Source organism: Bacteroides sp. f07 (assembly GCF_042854785.1).
Taxonomy (GTDB): Bacteria; Bacteroidota; Bacteroidia; order Bacteroidales; family Bacteroidaceae; genus Bacteroides.
The window spans coordinates 1,837,226-1,854,749 of sequence record NZ_BAABXI010000001.1 but is presented as its reverse complement, the minus strand read 5'-3'; the positions used below and the strand labels follow the sequence as shown (position 1 = coordinate 1,854,749).

Below are 17,524 nucleotides of genomic sequence, written 5' to 3'. Positions count from 1 at the left end.
TGGTGTATGGCATAATGAGGTGACATATTCTGCTCTACTGCTCGACAGATATAGATAAAAATCTATAAGTATTTAAATAGTCCTTGATATCATCATCGATAAAAGGGCTTTTTTAATATTAGTCTTATTCAACTAGTATAAAGCCAGCCCATTTTTGGGGTTCATACCTGTATTTGCTAATCATTTCTCGTTGTATTTTCGTGAAAGCCTTTGATTTGCTCATCCCTTGCTGCCAATACCGATAAAATCCGGTCATAAACTCTACTGTTTCTTTATCCGGTATTTCTGACAGACTAATAATCATAGAACGTACCCCTGCCAAGCGGAAAGCGCGTTGCAACCCAAAAGTCCCCTCTCCATCGCGAATTTCTCCTTGTGCGGAATGGCAAGTAGAGAGAACAGCAAGATCAATACCTGTCAGATTCATAGATGAGATTTCCAGTGCTGTAAGTATTCCGTCATTTTCGTCATTTAAGGGAAGCTCTTCAATCCAGTTCTTATTAGCACCGGTTAAAATAAAGCCTGTGCGCATAAGAGGATCTTCATATCCGCTTTTTCCATTATGATGTATGGCAGTACTTTGTATCGAATCATTATATTCTAGGTGGAAACCATGAGTTGCCACATGTAGGACGGCTCCCGACAAAGATTGATTGGAGAGTTGCTTGAATGAAGATTCATTGGCCTTTTCTCCAATATATTTGTGGATTCTCCATTGGTTGGAAAGAAGTTGGCTTATACTATTGATTTCTTCTACTGTACCTGGCAAATAGGCAAATCCTTGTCCACGCAGTTTTTCCTGGTTATCATCTTCGGGCTGTATATTGAATTTTGCTCCTCCAAAAAAGAAAATATCTCTGTGTGTATGCCCCGAATTATCTCTCTGCGATTTTATGAAAGGAATATCTCCGGTGTATAATAAATGATGAAGAATGTATTTTTCGGAGATATACTGTAGCCCATTATGTAAGTCTGCAAAAGGTATTTGACTTAAATCACCATCTAATGACAGATAAATATGTTCGCATCCTGATATTACTTTTTCAATCGGTTGCCATAATCGGGAATACAGTTTATTATGAACAAACAATTGGTGCAAACTTGATTTTGTGGTCAGAGGGATTAACTGAGGCAGTGTATCTTTGGCGGTAAATGCAATAGCTATATATATTCTATCAATAAAATTATAGGATACAGGTAAACTGACAATGTCGACTACCGCTTCTTTTGGTGAAAGTGAAGCTGCTATTTCTTTCCATTCGTGGTGCCATGAATATTTAGCCGGATATTTCTTTTTCAGATAATCAGTTAATACATATTCCATATTACGCACCGTGATTTCGTTTTCTAATTTTTGAATATAATTGCTCTGCGAAGGATTTCTGAAAGCCTTTTCACTGAAACGTAATTTTTCTATCTGCTGTTGCAGTTGAAACGCATAACTATCCTGTGCTGTGGATATTGTTTCTTGAAGCTTATAGGATACGGTTGTAAATAGTTCCTTTTTCAATAGTTGGCTTTCATAAAGCAGTTCCGATATTTCTTCCCATGTCCCGCATATCATATTGTCACACATAAAGAATTCCATTTCTTCGTAGCAGGGGTTTAAAATATCCCATAAATTACTACGTTCAGCCGGCAGTAAATAGGGCAAATCCTTTTCTATATTCGATGTAAGCAATTCCAGTATTCGATGATAAACATCAGACGTTTTCTGGAGATTTCCTTCCATTTCATATTTCCGTGCAGAACTCCTGAACATCTTAAAATAATCCGGTAACCTTTGGCTATATAAGATTTCAGCAAGAGATATCGGGTGATACATTTGCTCGGCAACTTTCAGATACTGATCTCCTGTGGAAGAAGAATCTGTTAATAAGGTCAACGCTTTTAACCTGTTTTCAATCAAAGTACGCTCTTTTTCGTTTCTTTTAGATTTCAGTGCCTGGGTTAGATAATAAATGGCTTCCTTGAAATTCCCGGCTTCCCAGCAGTAGATACTTGCCCTGTCCCAGTTATCAGATATATCTGCATACAAATCTTCAGCTTCTTTTAGAAAAGCCTTGTTTCCGGTCTGGATACCTTTTTGTGTTAATTCTAAGGCTCTTATGACTATTGATTGAGTATAGTTCACTGCTGAAATTGATTCAATCATTCCACTGGGGATTACACTTCCCTTATGCCCTAGTTTGTTATTTCCTACAAATGTATATATATTTATTAAATCTTTATATAAATGTATGTCCTCAGTTTCCTGTTGTGTTGTTGCCAATTTAGCTTCTAATATCTGAATGGATAATTGAGATAACTCTTCTCCTTGCTTATACATATTTCTACGTTGACAATATTGAGCAAGCGAGAATAACTCGCGCGCATACAATAAGCTGTCATTGGATGATTTTTCCAATCGTTGGATACATTCCAGTCCTTCTTGTATTAGAGGTTCGCTCCATATAGACTTTTGAGCAGTTGCATTGTAAGCAATTGCCAGGAAGCATAAGCTTCCGACAAAACGTTTGATTAAAACCATCTCTTCTTTTTCAAGTCAGTTTTTATTTGCCCGGCTGCATTGGCAAATATGCCTTTTTCTGTTTGTATTTTATTTGCAAGTTCCTCAGCTTCTTCCCGTTGATTGGTTTTCAAATAACAGCAAAGTAATAACCATTCCGTTTCTTCTCGATAATCGGTGCTTTCTGTCCGCAGAAGAATGGTCGTTGCGTCCCCTGCTTTCTCTTGTTCCAACAAGGAAACGGCTATAAATAATGAGGTGTAATCGGGTAGCGCGTCAATAGTATTTTCTTGTCGGTTACGATTATACCAGTCGACTATATCTTTATATTTACCTTGTTCATACCATTCTGCCAACTGGGCATTCACGACAGCATACTTTTCGGCCAAGTCATGTCCACCACGTGCACGTTCGATTACCGGTATAGAATGATAGATCGGGTATAGTTCTTGCGGATTATGCAAAGGCTGGTTACCAAACCATCCCACTGTTCCCAACAAAAGAATGATACAGGCTGCCGCAACCCAACGAATTCTTTTTCTACTGTCTGCATGCACAGTGTTTGTAAGCGCCATCCGGGCTTTTTCTTCATTTTTCATTAATGTGCCTTCTAACAACAAGTACCGGATGGCAACTTGTTCTTTCAATTCTTTGTCATTTCTCATGGAAAGGACGAATTGTTCCCGTTCGTCAGGTGTCATTTCATTCTGTACGAAACGGTCTATCTGTTGTTCTGATATTGTTCTGTCCATTACTTTTTCTTTTAACGTTTCCAATTAATTCCTTTTTCCGCTAATCTTCTTTTAAGTTCAAAAGCGAATCGACGCAAACAAGAGCTTTTCTTATTCTTGGCAACCTGTTCGGTTTTATAGTTCATTTGTTTGGCGATATCCACCATTTTCAGTCGTTCCCAATAATAAAGTTTTAATACTTGTCCACAGTCATCTTCCGCTTTTTCAATCAGTTGACTGACTACATCTTGTGCTTCTGTCCACTCTTCCATATAATCATTTTGCTCGAACCACTCGGAAGATAGATTTTCGATAGGCATATATTCAATGTGGTGCTTATTCAGATATTTGCATATTTGATGTTTTCCGATTTCGAATAGATAAGTTTTTAAAGAACTTCCTTTCTCCACATATTTTCCATCTTGAACATTTTGGCACATGCTCATGAAACTTTCCTGATATATATCAGCAACCGTTTCTTCTTCAATAGGATAATTCTTCAAAGCAAATGAGATGAAAGACGGCTTATATAAATTATATAGGTAATCTATCTCCTTGTTATGTTTGAATAGTCCGGTTAGCCAATATATTTTCTTCATTTTTCGCCTTCTATTTTATCGGTATATTTGAAACGGAATATTTTCATCGCTACACTCCATATATATGGTTTGTTTTCTGCTTTTACGGAATCCGGTCAGTTGATTCACTTCCTTTTGTAACGCTTCCATAAATCTTGCAACAGAATTAAAGTTTTCGGAAGAATGGAGTAAGGTATAGAAAGCATATGTCAGCATACCGTAAAACTGCTTTTTTGTTTGGCTATAATATTCGTAATTTATTTCATTTGCCAGACAAGCACTAAAAACAAAAGCGGGAGAAAGATCTTTAACCGGTTTTAGTTTCAGGCTCAATTCCTGATGAATGCCGGGCTTGGGGATATATCCTTCGGGGGCAAAAATTGCGGATGCTCCACGGATATAATCATTTACTCCGTTGTCACGGTTCCCCGTTCCGCTGTGGCAGGCATCCAGTACAACTGTTACCTGTCCTTTGCTGCCTGCTTTTTTTCTTAGTTTGTTTATCCACATACCCAATTCGTCGTCTCGCAGGTGATTCTCTCCTTCATATTTTCCCGGAATATACCAATAACCGGCATCATATAAAACGAGTGATTCGTCTAATCCATCTTCTTCATCTCCGTTATCATCCATCATTTGTTGTCCATGGCAAGAAAAGTGCAAATAAATAAAGTCGCCGTAAGCAGTCTGCTCCCAGCATTGTTGAAAAGCAGCGGTTACAGCTTTCTTGGTAGCTTGTGCGTCTGATAATACTTTAATATTATGGGATTGATATTGATTATTCGATAGCAGTTCAGTCACTAACTTCATGTCATTGCCAGCGTGTATTTTCTCCCAACCACTGATAATCGGATATGTTCCTATACTTATTATCAATGCTCTGTTTGTTTGTGCCAATGCGAAGGCAGATATAGTCAAACAATATAAAAGCAGTCTATATTTCATGTTTTTTTGCAATATCTATGCAAAAATAGACTATTTTTTTTAATTCCTGCCTGTTACCTTTTCCCTTTTTCTTGTATAAAGAGAAAAGAACAAACCTTGTTTTGACGGGGTGCGTAATTAATAGTTGTGACGATGTTCCAAAACAAGGTTCATTGATTTTCGCCAACAACCTTGTGCCGGATAGCGAACAACTGTTATTTAACTTATTTTTGTCCAACATAAGTACATAAAACATGAATGATAAACTAAGTATATCTTATCATACAGCAAAAAGAATTTTATTGGAGCTATTGGAAAACAATGATTTTTCAACAGATGAGGATATTTTGAAGATTTTAGGTTCAGTTATACAAAAAGAGATTAATAATGAAACAAACAATGATAAGGAAGAAATGAGCCGGATTATTATAGACAAGAACGGTCGCATATTTTTGCCTGATTACTCTCCTATGGAAGTGAAAATGCCATATCTACCGAAAACAGTATTCCTTTTTTTCTTAATACATAAAGAAGGTGTTGAATTTAAAAGTATGTACAACTATATGCATGAGTTGTATGAAATATATCAAATTGTAGCGCTGGAGAAAAATACGGAAGCCAGTAAGATAAGGCGCAGTCTTGAAAATTTGGTGGAACCTGTCAATAATAGAATCTACGAGACATGCTCCATTATTCGTCGAAGCCTTTCAATGGTTGTTCCCGAAGTATTGATGGAAATATATTGTATCACGGGAAAACGAGGGGAAAAGCATCAGATTGGAATTGATCGCTTATTAATAAAAGTGGAAAATGAAAAACTGAAGGAGATCTTTGACATGAGCAATGATATATGATGAGCAATAAACTAAATGTTGCACTAAAAAATAATAATAATGAAAACATTGAACGAACTGTCTATTAAGAACAGAATCTGTTTTAAGAAAGCAAGGCTTCTTTTGGGAGTTGCGTGTGGAACCTTATTAATTACTTCTTGTGGTGGAGGAATGATTAAAAAGGAAAAAGGTAATGACTGGGTAACAATGGAGTTGAAAGGTCGGGTAAAAAAAATGGTAGTAAAGAAATCACCTTCTGATATTTCTTTGCTTTATACTTTTAATGAAAAAGGCTACTTTAAAGAGAAGGGACAAATCTCAAGTTGGCCGACCAATAAAACTATAATAACAGAACGGTATGAGTATGATGCTGATGGCAAACTTTCTTGCATTAGTTTCTTTAGCAACATATCCGGTGATTTACAGAGTAAACAGATCTACAAAGATGGGGTACTTGCAGAAGAGCAAAAATATGCTGCCGCTTATCCGGAAAGTAAACTTAGCAGTATAAAATATTATGCTTATGACAAAGATGGTTTACTCACTAAAAGCTGGACAGACCAAAATGAGCAAAATCGTGCGGAGTATGAATGTGATGGGGCAGGAAATATTACAAAACTTATTGGTTATTCAATGGATAAAGTGTACGAAACTTGTAAAACAGGCTATGAATACGATAATCGTGGAAATATAACAAAACATGAGATATATTATCGGGAAAGGAAAGATGATCCGGGAACAAAAGATGGCATGCTTAATTATGTTGAAGAGTATAAATACGATAATGATAGCCGTGTGTTGGAGCGCAATAATATCACTTATCGGTATAATAGCGGAAAAAAAGAAAATGAAATCAGCCAAAAGCAATCTTATACATACAAGTACGACGAACAAGATAATGTTGTAGAAATGTCGTGCCTCACGTATGGATATAGAGATGGAAAAGAGCAGGAACCCGGGGCTCCAGCAATTACGACTTATGTGTATACATACGATAAACATGGTAACTGGACTTCACGCGAGACAAAATATAAGGGAAGAAAACAAGAAGTAGTGTCTCGTAAGTATAGCTATTACGGAGAAGAAGAGTCTAAGTTTTCTGCAGAAGATATGGTAGGTATATGGGACTACTATGCTGAATCCGACCCACAGAACAAAATTGAAATTGTGTTTAAAAAGGACGGTACTCTAATTGATTATATTGATTTCCATTCAACGGGTACGTATAAAGTAAATGAAGATGGTTCAATCGTTACAATGCAATTCTTCTATAATGATGGTGAAATATCACAAGAATCCAAACCGTTTGAATATAAGGTTCTTGAACATTCAGAGGAATGTTTTAAAATAACCAACGGTGGTTCCAACCCTGTTGTATTGGTTTATGATAAAAAAGAAAAGAGTGACAACTATACCGGGGAATTTTAAAGGCATAAATTAATAATATTAAAAAGAAAAACAATGAAAAAGATTTTATGTAATGCGATGCTGCTATTAGCAGTTTTTCTTACTGTCAGTTGTAGTTCGGACACGAAGCTGCGAGAAAGTTTAAATGAATATGTCAATGTAAGCACACACCAGCTTTTCCCTACCGGGAAATTTGTTTTTGATGAGAATGTCATAGATGCGGGTTTTGGTAAGATTACAATTGAACTATTGGGGCAATTACAGGATGAAGGACTTATAACATATACTGTTTTAGAAAACCAAGGTTCAATCCATGAGGTGGATGTAAAGATGACGGAAGAAGGATTAAAGTATGCAGATAAAACAGATGACAACGTGTATATAGTAACTTTATACACTTGCAAAGTAGGAAAAATTTTAGAAAAGGAATTTATGGAAGAATATGGCAAAGGGAAATGTAGTTATTCTACTGTATATGACAAAGTTACTCCTTTTGGAAAAATTCTAAAAGGAGTAAAGCCCGGTGATGTATGTGACAAAAAAATGGAGGAGAGAGTAGAAAAGATTGATGGGGTATGGCAAGCAAAATGGCCGTCTTGGAAAGCTCCTAAAGAGAAAAAGTGAAAAATAAAAAACTGAATGATATGAAGAAAATATTCTTTCTATCTCTGGTAATACTTACTATGATGAAAGTACAAGCGCAAGGTATTTCTCCCATAGGGGTCTATGAAGGGAAAGATAAAGTGTCAGGAATGACTCGCTTGGGATATCTTGAGATTAATCTTGATGAACTTTTAGTACCAGACTTTTCACAACAATTTGTGAAAGGGCAGAATCATAAGTTCATGCTTCTTCCTGATAATTTTCAAAAAAAGCCTTCTACTCATTTCAAAGGGCAAAAGGCTACAGGGTTTGTAAAATTTCAGAATAGAATGTTACTTGTCAATACTGAGATTTGTAAATTAAGTAATCCTTCTGAAGGTGATAACTGTTGGACATTGGATTGGGAAAACGAAATGGGACAAAAAGGAAAATGTACTTTATATGCTCCTACTGATTCTACGTTGTTGTTTATTGGATTAGGTTCATTTAGTAAGTCGATAGGTCCTGACAGTTTACTGTTTGCTCTCAATAAAGAGAGGACTTCGGTAGCTGATAAGCAGCCATATCTCACTCGCAAACCTCGTCCTCAAAAGGAGGAAGAATCCGGTAATTCCTCTAATCCCCTTGAGGCTTCTAATTCTTCCAAGCCATCTTCTCAAATACCCGATAATGTACCTGAAGTATTACGGAAGTATAAACCTTCCGTTCCGCCAACTATAAAAGTTCCGGCAACGAATTCGGGCTATATTAAAGGTATATGGGTAGGAAAACTTGCCGATGGAAGCGTTATTTCCATCAAATTGAATTCTGCTGCTAAAAGTATTAGCTATTATGGACATAAATACTATGGTCTTATTAGAATGGATGGACCGACTTTCATAGAGGAAGGTGTAGTTGCTGTTCAGAAAATAGGAGATGCTATGTATGGACTATACACTCGTTCTTTAAATACAGATGTATCTGATATTCATTATTCCGTTGTAGCTGGTTATCTGAAAAATATACTATTTTTTCCGACTTCGGCAACTTCGGCAAAAAATGTAATGGGGCGTCCGGCACCTACTCCGGTATCGATATATTGTATGCCGCCGTTGCCGCATTTTATTCCCATGTGTTCAACAGGAAAAGAAGTGAAAAATTTCCCTTTAGACTTTTATCAGAAGGGACACTATAATAACAGAGAAGGTGAAGGAGTATTATGTTATGGAATGGTATTTACTTCCTTTAATATGGGAAGGCGCACGGATGAAGATATTATTTTGGAAGCTCATCCTGACATATACGGTGTTGATAAGAAAAATATCAGAATAAAATACAAGTGCGGCAGAACGGGGAATGTTTATACAGCAGTTTTGGTATATAATCCTCAAAAAACAGAATATAAGGTTACTCAAGCGAAGATGATAAAATTAGAAAGTGAATGTCCCGACATAAATGACTGTTATTTGCAGAATGGTATCATAGGATGCGTGGGACTTTTACGAGTGGAAATAGAATATAAACGATAATATAAAAATATATAGACATGAAACGTATTAATAAATTCTTGCAGCTACAATTTTGCATGCTGCTGTTGTTACTGACAGTGTTACCGGAATTTAATTTACTCAGTGCACTTTTCGGCTTTAATTTTGATATTCCCAAGTTCTGTTGTAAAGTACTTGGACTTGTTGGGGGAGGTATGGCTTTTTATTATTTCTACAAAGAAGCACAATCAAAATCCCAACAACTCCCTATTCCGTTTTTAGCTACTGCCATAAGTGGTATGGCTCTTATCCTATTGGCTATGATTCCGGGAGTACCTTCTTGGTTGGATTATATTTCACTTATAGCTTTGCTTGTTGCAATTTACCTTTGCAAGAACAGCTTAGGTGTAGAATGGAAAAACAGAGGATCGCAAGGAGCTTATTTTATATTGCTGGCAATCTTGTTACATGTATATAATGGTATTGGTGACACTATGATAACAGGCGTAGCAGCTCTAATCGGCTTAATTATCTACTGGATGGGGCTCGGACGAATTAGAACAGCTTTAGATTCTATTGGCGAGCAAGGAGTATCTAAATTGAAAATTGCCGTCATATTGGGATTAGTAGGAGTAGTAATCGGATGGATTCCATTAATTGGTGGTATCATAGGCGGTATCCTTGCTATATTGGCTTTTGTATTTGAATTTATGGGATATGGACTATTAAAAAGCTCAAATGCTATCGGTAACGAAGGACAGATGGGTGCAGGAAAGTTACGTACAAGTATGATTATTCTTTTAATTGCTACTGTTATTGGTTTTATTCCTGGCTTAGGAATGGTCGAAAAAATACTCTCATTACTCTCTTTATGGTTTGTATTTCAAGGTTGGAACCAGATTTTATTGGGTATGGAAATGAAATCTGGAAGAGCAGAAGTCGAACTTGAAGAGAGTTAAACTATAATATATAAATAAGGTAAATAAACGATGACATCATCCGCCAGGAATCATGTCATCGTTTTATTGTACATGATATTTTAATTCTTTAGAGTTTTAGTTATCAATATCAATCAAGTTGAATTTCAGATCGAACTTTAATTCCACGCGGTTGGAGAGTTTCACTTCATACTCCTTTTTATCGCGCTCTATTTTTAACACTTTAACATCAGGATAATTAGTTGTCACATATTTTTGGATGGCTGCGGGAATGATGGCTGCGGGTACAGAAGTAAATTTGCAATTCACCTCTTCCCAATTTCCCTTCTTGTCAAATTCCACTTTATTACCATTCGTGAAAATCACCTCATAACTTTTATAGAAGAAATCACTTTCCATCTTTGCCAAGGCTACTTTACTGTCAGCGAAATGTTGCTTGATGAACTGTTGTGCCGGTTGTGGCATTTGAGTAACCTGAATTGGTTTGTCGTCATCTGCATACGCTACTGTTTGCAAAGTAAATAAGCACACTAGTAAGAATACTAACTTTTTCATAATTGTTGTTTTTTAATTGGTTTTACTATTATCATTCAATTTATACTGCAAAGATGAGGGGAGAATCTGAAAAAAATTGGGAATTTTGAGAATTTTCGAAAAAATAATTCGTATGAAAATATAGTGACGCTATGAGGACGGTATGGCGTCACTATATCTATAAGATACCGTCACTATCCCACGAGGATAGCGTCACTATAATTTCGCCATCGAATTAGAAATTTTAGAATTCTTTTAAAACAAGTAATAGATCCATATCTTATTTTTGCAAGCACAAATTTGACAGTATTCATATTAAACAACCATAAGAACTTTTGTATGACTATGAGAACAAATTGTATTTTATTAGTAGCTATTCTATTGGGACTGATTCCCATGAATTACACACGCGCAAATGATTCAATTCCTAAAAGCGTGATTTTGTACACACCTTACACGAAAATTTCCGTATCACCGGGAGCGTCAATTGATTACAGTATTGATCTCATCAACAATACGGATGAATTGACAAATGCAAACCTTTCTGTCAGTGGATTGGGCAGTAGCTGGAAACATGAAATGAAATCCGGCGGATGGAATCTCAGCCAATTATCCGTACTTCCAAAAGAGAAAAAGACTTTTAATCTGAAAGTCGAAGTCCCATTGAAGGTAAATAAAGGTAACTATCACTTTGTAGTGTATGCCGGAAATGCAAAACTTCCCCTGGATGTCATAGTTGCCCAAAAAGGTACTTACCAGACAGAATTTACTACCGACCAGCCTAATATGGAAGGCAATTCCAAGTCAACATTCACATTTAGCACCACTTTAAAGAATCAGACTGCCGACCAACAGCTATATGCCTTGATGGCGAATGCGCCAAGAGGCTGGAATGTCGTTTTTAAACCTAATTACAAGCAAGCTACCTCCGCACAGGTGGAACCTAATAGTAGCCAGAATGTAAGTGTAGATATCACTCCGCCTGCCAATGTGGAAGCCGGAAGCTATAAAATACCAGTGCGTGCCGCTACGGGAACTACTTCGGCTGAACTGGAACTGGAAGTTGTTGTCACCGGTTCTTATCAGATGGAATTAACCACTCCGAGAGGATTATTGAGTGCCGATGTTACTGCCGGAGATGTAAAACGGATAGAGTTGGAAGTAAAAAACACTGGTTCTTCGTTGCTGAAAGATGTTCAGTTATCTGCCAATAAGCCGGCAGATTGGGAAGTTACTTTCGAGCCTGCCAAGATTGACGCGTTGAAAGCGGGTGAGACATCAACAGTCACCGCTACATTAAAAGCCTCTAAAAAGGCGCTTCCGGGTGACTATGTGACTACTATGATGGCAAAAACTCCTGAAGTAAACGCTGACGCGCAGTTCAGAATCGCAGTAAAAACTCCGATGATATGGGGCTGGATAGGCGTTTTGATTATTGCCGCCGCTATCGGTGTGGTTTACTATCTGTTCCGTAAATATGGAAGGAGGTAAAACATGGGCGAACAAGTGATCGTACTTACCGATTTGACGAAACAATACGGTAATTTTACTGCTGTAGATCATATTCGCCTGGATATCCAAAAAGGAGAAATCTTCGGATTGCTGGGTCCTAATGGAGCCGGGAAGTCGACTACCATTTTAATGATGTTGGGATTGACAGAGCCGACATCGGGTTCTGTAGAAATCTGTGGTATTAATTCGACCACACATCCTATTGAAGTAAAAAGGAAAATCGGCTATTTGCCCGAAGATGTAGGATTCTATGATGATATGACGGGGTTGGAGAATCTGATATACACGGCACGATTAAATGGTATTCCTGATAAGGAAGCGAAAGAGAAAGCTCTGGAGTTGATGAAGCGTATAGGACTTGAAGAGCAACTGAAAAAGAAAGCAGGAAAGTATTCGCGTGGTATGAGGCAACGGCTGGGATTGGCGGATGTGCTTATCAAGAATCCGGAAATTATTATTTTGGATGAGCCGACTTCGGGCATTGACCCTGCTGGTGTTCAGGAATTTATCGAACTGATCCGTTGGTTAAGCAAGGAGAAAGGATTGACTGTTCTCTTTTCTTCCCATCATTTGGACCAGGTGCAGAAAGTATGCGACCGCGTGGGTTTATTCAGTAGGGGGAAACTACTCTCGCTGATTGATATGGCAGAACTGAAAGATAAGAAACAGGAATTGTCTGACATCTATAATCATTATTTTGAGAAAGGGGGTGAACGACATGAATAAGACCAATCATCCTTTTTGGGTTATCGTCAACAAGGAAATATCCGACCATGTCAAGAGTTGGCGCTTTATTATTTTGATTGGTATCATCGCGCTGACTTGTATGGGGTCGCTATATACTGCCCTGACTAATATCGGTGCGGCAATCAAACCGAATGACCCGGACGGTTCGTTCCTTTTTTTGAAATTGTTTACGGCTTCGGACGGGACTCTCCCCTCTTTTGTACTGTTTATCAACTTCCTCGGGCCTTTGTTGGGTATTGCTTTAGGATTTGACGCTGTCAACTCAGAGCAAAATAAGGGAACATTGAGCCGTATGCTGTCCCAGCCTATTCATCGCGACTGCATTATTAATGCGAAGTTTATGGCTGCTTTGATAGTGATAGGTGTCATGTTGTTCGTACTTGGTTTCCTGGTGATGGGATTCGGTCTGATTGCTATTGGTATTCCTCCTACGGCGGAAGAGTTTTGGCGGATTGTATTCTTCATTATAACGAGTATTTTCTATGTAGCCTTTTGGCTGAATCTGGCAATCTTGTTCTCGTTGCGTTTCCGTCAGGCAGCTACATCGGCATTGGCGTCCGTAGCAGTATGGCTGTTTTTCAGCGTATTCTACACAATGATTGTGAATCTGGTAGCAAAGGGATTGAGCCCTTCACAGATGGCATCGCCCCATCAGATTATCAGTTACCAAAAATTCATTCTCGGATTAATGCGTCTGGCACCCAGTGAATTGTTTAATGAGGCCACTACAACGCTATTAATGCCTTCCGTCAGAAGTCTTGGGCCGCTTACAATGGAGCAGGTACAGGGAGCGATTCCGAGCCCGCTTCCATTAGGGCAAAGCCTTTTGGTAGTATGGCCGCAACTTACGGGGTTAATTGCGGCAACCGTCATCTGTTTTGCTATCTCTTACATCATGTTTATGAGGAGAGAAATTCGATCCCGATAGAAACTTGCACCACAGAGGACACGGAAGATATAGGGAAATAGTTTAAGCATTCGACAACAGAAATGCTCATTCTTATTCTTCCTTTCGTGTACTCTGTGTCCTCTGTGGTAAAGAAATTTCAAAACAATGTTCACCCTGCTCGAAATAATAACCTATATTCAGATGTTGCAATCGGCAGATTGAATCAGCTATTGCCAGTCCCAGTCCGGTCGATCCTTCTTTTTTATTGCCTTGATAGAAACGCTCGAAAATATGTTCCTTATCCAAGGAGTATCCTACGCCGGTATTCCGGAAGGTGATACCGTTTTGAGTGATAATGATACGGATATGTCCTTTGTCAATATTATGAACAAATGCATTTTTCAGAAGATTCGTCAATAGGGCGACAGCCAAAGACTCATTCATTGTGACATGAAAAGTATCTTGTTCTATAACCTTTACCTCTATATTGCGATAATCATAAACCTCTCTGTAATCTTCCAAATATTGCTTGAGAAGCATATTCAAATCCAAAGATTTCGTATCGGTAAACTGCCCGTTGTCTATTTTGGTGAGTAATAATAAAGACTTATTCAGTTTGGTAATATACTCCAATGTCTGATGCGTTTTCATCAATTCCTCAAGTTGGTTTTCTGATAATGAATCGTCTTCCATTAACATTTCCAACCGATTACGGCAGATAGCCAGCGGTGTTTGTATCTCATGCGAGGCGTTTCCGATAAATTGTTTCTGTTGTTCGAATATTTGCTCCATGCGTCCGGTATATCGGGTAGCTGCATCGTTCAGTTTCCTGAATTCCGTGATTCGGGTGTTATTCTTCAATGGTTCGTTTTTCTTTCCCGTCTGATAACTGTCCATCCAATGAAGGAGTATGTACAATGGACGCATATTCCGGTAGAATACCCATACAGATATAGTGATGATACAGAGTAACAAGGCTAGGTACAAGAAGATAACCCATACTTGGATAGCGTCTCTCAAATCGTCCTTTTCGATGCTGGGGGTAGATACCGTTAACTCATAATAGCGTCCTTCGTCATTCTTAAAGATGGTCGTCAGGATACGTGCAGGTTCTGTTTCTCCCTTTTCTACGATATAGACCATAGAGTCCCTATACTGGATATCATCATGATTTTCCGCATATTCTTTACTTACTTCGGTCAGATAGTACTGATTATTTGAACCATTGTTTTCGGAAGGCAACTCCTCTCCTGCCAATGCCCGGATGATGATTGTCTCCGAGTAGTCTTCGAGCGAATCATCGACTTCATCATTAACCTCATCAATCATCGTGACATAAAAGAATACCGCCCAGACTGTCAGAATAAGTGTTAGAGCTAACGTGATGCGAAGAATGATGTAATATATCAGTTTCATGAACAATAGCCTCTTTTTATTCAATAATCAATTTATATCCGAATCCATAGACGGCTTTTATTTCAAGGCTTGCGCCTGAATCTTTTAACTTTTTGCGTAGATTCTTGATCTGGGCATATATGAAGTCGAAGTTATCTACTTGGTCAATATGATCCCCCCACACAGATTCTGCCAATGTGTTTTTATTAACCAGGCGCCCGGGACGGTTTATGAAATATAGCAAGATATCATATTCCTTTCTATTCAATTCCAATTCCCTGTCATTGACAAAAACACGGTATTTATCCGGTTCTATCCGTACATTTCCCTGGCGGATATCAATTTCTCCATCATGTTGGTTACGGCGAATTACACTTTTTATCCGAGCGTTTAGTTCGGCAAGATGAAAAGGTTTCGGCAGATAATCATCCGCACCCAATTCTAATCCCAGAACTTTGTCTTCCAAAGAGTCTTTGGCAGAAATGATAATCACGTTCTCCCGTTTATGCAAGGCTTTCAGCCGTTCGAGAAGATCAAGCCCGCTTCCGTCCGGTAACATAATATCCAGTAAGATACAATCATAGTCATAATCTTCAACCTTGCGCAAAGCTGAGTGGAAGTCACTTGCTGTCTCTACGACATAACGTTCTTTCTCCAGTGAACGCTGGATAAGTTCTCTTAAAGAGGGTTCGTCTTCTACAATTAATATCTTCATAAAATCTTCTCCTTTCTTTTTATATGATACAAAGAAAAGGGATATTTCTGAAAAAAAACTGAAATGGATGAAAAAAGAGTCCGAAATTTATGATTGAATTTCGGACTCTCTTATGAGAAATCATTATCTTATATCGAATGATAGACTTTTCTTTCAGCAATTTAATCGCTGCAGATTTTAATATGAACGTGCAAATATCACACGGCAAGCAGACGGTTTACCTGTAACCATACATTTGCCCGGTTCTTTGTCGCCCGGAACAAATGAGTCGAACGGGATACAACGGATAGTAGCTTTTGTCTCTTCTTTAATCTTTTCTTCCGTTTCAGTAGTTCCGTCCCAGTGAGCAAGAATAAAGCCACCTTCTTCGATTTTTTCTTTAAATTCATCGTAGGTATCTACTGCCGTAATCTTAGAGTTGCGATAGTCTAGTGCCTTCTTGTAGATATTTGCCTGCATTTCTTCAAGCAGGTTCTGAACATATGTCTCGATACCGTCGCAAGTAATCGTTTCTTTTTCCAGTGTATCGCGGCGCATTACTTCCATTGTGTTATTTTCGAGGTCACGTCCACCCATTACCAAACGAACAGGGACACCCTTCAATTCATAATCCGCGAATTTGAAACCCGGGCGTTTGTTATCTGCATTGTCATATTTCACTGAAATACCCAATGCTTTTAACTTGGCAACAATCCCTTCTACTTTAGCGTCGATTTGTTTCAGTTGTTCATCGTTCTTGTAGATAGGAACGATAATTACCTGAATCGGAGCCAAATGTGGCGGCAGTACCAAACCGTTATCGTCAGAGTGAGTCATAATCAATGCGCCCATCAAACGAGTGGAAACACCCCATGAAGTAGCCCAAACATACTCCAACTTGTTTTCTTTATTAACAAACTGAACATCGAAAGCTTTTGCAAAGTTCTGTCCCAAGAAGTGGGAAGTACCGCTTTGCAATGCTTTTCCATCCTGCATCATAGCTTCGATGGTGTAAGTGTCAAGTGCGCCGGCAAAACGTTCATTAGCGGATTTGACGCCTTTCACAACCGGAACAGCCATGTATTTTTCTGCAAATTCACTGTATACATTCAGCATTCTTACCGCTTCTTCTTCTGCTTCTTCACGAGTAGCATGAGCGGTATGTCCTTCCTGCCACAAGAACTCAGCGGTACGCAAGAACAAACGGGTACGCATTTCCCAACGGAAAACGTTTGCCCATTGGTTGCAAAGGATGGGTAGGTCACGATAGGACTGAATCCAGTTTTTATATGTATTCCAGATAATTGTCTCTGAGGTCGGACGAATAATCAATTCTTCTTCCAATTTAGCAGCAGGGTCTACTACTACGCCCGAACCGTCTTCTGCATTTTTCAAACGATAATGTGTTACTACGGCACATTCTTTAGCAAAGCCTTCCACATGTTCAGCTTCACGGCTCAGGAATGATTTGGGGATTAATAACGGAAAATATGCATTTACGTGTCCTGTCTCTTTAAACATATCGTCCAGTTGACGCTGCATTTTCTCCCAAATTGCGTATCCGTAAGGCTTAATCACCATACATCCGCGTACGGCAGACTGTTCTGCCAAATCAGCTTTTACCACCAAATCGTTATACCATTGCGAGTAGTTCTCGCTACGTTTGGTAAGGTCTTTCAGTTCTTTTGCCATTATATTTTTTTATTTAAAGTTTCTTTAAGTGTCAAAATTGGGTGCAAAAATACGAAAAATGCATGAACTGCC

16 protein-coding genes are annotated in these 17,524 nt (G+C 38.4%); 8 read left to right on the top strand and 8 right to left on the bottom strand.

Going from position 1 to position 17,524, the window contains the following annotated elements; all coding sequences use genetic code 11:
* Positions 1 to 124: 124 nt before the first annotated feature.
* Genes ACGHVY_RS07330 through ACGHVY_RS07315 form a run of 4 tightly spaced genes read right to left on the bottom strand, consistent with a single transcriptional unit; the run spans position 125 to position 4,763 of the window.
* Positions 125 to 2,530, bottom strand: a complete 2,406-nt coding sequence (locus ACGHVY_RS07330; protein ID WP_390598127.1) for a CHAT domain-containing protein — start codon at positions 2,528 to 2,530, stop codon at positions 125 to 127.
* Positions 2,521 to 3,261 carry a hypothetical protein gene (locus ACGHVY_RS07325; RefSeq protein ID WP_390598126.1) on the bottom strand — a complete coding sequence of 247 codons (741 nt, stop codon included), beginning with the start codon at positions 3,259 to 3,261 and terminating at the stop codon, positions 2,521 to 2,523. Before ACGHVY_RS07325 ends, ACGHVY_RS07330 begins: the two co-directional genes overlap by 10 nt.
* Before the next feature lie 11 nt (positions 3,262 to 3,272).
* Positions 3,273 to 3,839 (bottom strand): sigma-70 family RNA polymerase sigma factor, encoded by a 567-nt coding sequence (locus ACGHVY_RS07320; protein ID WP_308746424.1) that lies wholly within the window; start codon positions 3,837 to 3,839, stop codon positions 3,273 to 3,275.
* Between the two features lie 15 nt (positions 3,840 to 3,854).
* Positions 3,855 to 4,763 (bottom strand): caspase family protein, encoded by a 909-nt coding sequence (locus ACGHVY_RS07315; RefSeq protein WP_390598124.1) that lies wholly within the window; start codon positions 4,761 to 4,763, stop codon positions 3,855 to 3,857.
* A gap of 233 nt (positions 4,764 to 4,996) precedes the next feature.
* On the opposite strand from ACGHVY_RS07315, the gene ACGHVY_RS07310 reads away from it, so the two are divergent.
* The 5 genes from ACGHVY_RS07310 to ACGHVY_RS07290 are packed head-to-tail and all read left to right on the top strand — an operon-like array spanning position 4,997 to position 10,010.
* Positions 4,997 to 5,596, top strand: coding sequence for a hypothetical protein (locus ACGHVY_RS07310; protein WP_308746426.1), 600 nt, complete (start codon positions 4,997 to 4,999; stop codon positions 5,594 to 5,596).
* Positions 5,597 to 5,635: 39 nt separating this feature from the next.
* The gene (locus tag ACGHVY_RS07305) at positions 5,636 to 7,003 is read left to right on the top strand and encodes a hypothetical protein (protein WP_390598122.1); all 1,368 of its coding nucleotides are present in this window, start codon (positions 5,636 to 5,638) and stop codon (positions 7,001 to 7,003) included.
* Positions 7,004 to 7,036: 33 nt separating this feature from the next.
* Complete coding sequence (locus ACGHVY_RS07300; protein ID WP_390598120.1) at positions 7,037 to 7,606, top strand: hypothetical protein; 570 nt, start codon at positions 7,037 to 7,039, stop codon at positions 7,604 to 7,606.
* Between the two features lie 20 nt (positions 7,607 to 7,626).
* Positions 7,627 to 9,093, top strand: a complete 1,467-nt coding sequence (locus ACGHVY_RS07295; RefSeq protein WP_390598118.1) for a hypothetical protein — start codon at positions 7,627 to 7,629, stop codon at positions 9,091 to 9,093.
* Between the two features lie 17 nt (positions 9,094 to 9,110).
* Positions 9,111 to 10,010 (top strand): hypothetical protein, encoded by a 900-nt coding sequence (locus ACGHVY_RS07290; protein ID WP_390598116.1) that lies wholly within the window; start codon positions 9,111 to 9,113, stop codon positions 10,008 to 10,010.
* Between the two features lie 96 nt (positions 10,011 to 10,106).
* Here ACGHVY_RS07290 and ACGHVY_RS07285 read toward each other — a convergent pair whose 3' ends face one another.
* Complete coding sequence (locus ACGHVY_RS07285; RefSeq protein WP_390598114.1) at positions 10,107 to 10,544, bottom strand: PepSY-like domain-containing protein; 438 nt, start codon at positions 10,542 to 10,544, stop codon at positions 10,107 to 10,109.
* A 318-nt stretch (positions 10,545 to 10,862) separates the two neighbouring features.
* On the opposite strand from ACGHVY_RS07285, the gene ACGHVY_RS07280 reads away from it, so the two are divergent.
* Genes ACGHVY_RS07280 through ACGHVY_RS07270 form a run of 3 tightly spaced genes read left to right on the top strand, consistent with a single transcriptional unit; the run spans position 10,863 to position 13,710 of the window.
* Complete coding sequence (locus tag ACGHVY_RS07280) at positions 10,863 to 12,014, top strand: NEW3 domain-containing protein (RefSeq protein ID WP_390598112.1); 1,152 nt, start codon at positions 10,863 to 10,865, stop codon at positions 12,012 to 12,014.
* 3 nt (positions 12,015 to 12,017) lie between these two features.
* Positions 12,018 to 12,761, top strand: a complete 744-nt coding sequence (locus tag ACGHVY_RS07275) for an ABC transporter ATP-binding protein (protein ID WP_308746433.1) — start codon at positions 12,018 to 12,020, stop codon at positions 12,759 to 12,761.
* Complete coding sequence (locus ACGHVY_RS07270; protein WP_390598110.1) at positions 12,754 to 13,710, top strand: ABC transporter permease; 957 nt, start codon at positions 12,754 to 12,756, stop codon at positions 13,708 to 13,710. Before ACGHVY_RS07275 ends, ACGHVY_RS07270 begins: the two co-directional genes overlap by 8 nt.
* 72 nt (positions 13,711 to 13,782) lie before the next feature.
* Here ACGHVY_RS07270 and ACGHVY_RS07265 read toward each other — a convergent pair whose 3' ends face one another.
* From ACGHVY_RS07265 to proS, 3 genes are all read right to left on the bottom strand, one after another.
* Complete coding sequence (locus ACGHVY_RS07265) at positions 13,783 to 15,087, bottom strand: HAMP domain-containing sensor histidine kinase (RefSeq protein ID WP_308746435.1); 1,305 nt, start codon at positions 15,085 to 15,087, stop codon at positions 13,783 to 13,785.
* A gap of 16 nt (positions 15,088 to 15,103) precedes the next feature.
* On the bottom strand, positions 15,104 to 15,781 hold the full coding sequence (locus tag ACGHVY_RS07260) for a response regulator transcription factor (protein ID WP_390598108.1): 678 nt from the start codon (positions 15,779 to 15,781) through the stop codon (positions 15,104 to 15,106).
* A gap of 177 nt (positions 15,782 to 15,958) precedes the next feature.
* The gene (gene proS / locus ACGHVY_RS07255; protein WP_390598107.1) at positions 15,959 to 17,452 is read right to left on the bottom strand and encodes a proline--tRNA ligase; all 1,494 of its coding nucleotides are present in this window, start codon (positions 17,450 to 17,452) and stop codon (positions 15,959 to 15,961) included.
* Positions 17,453 to 17,524: the final 72 nt, after the last annotated feature.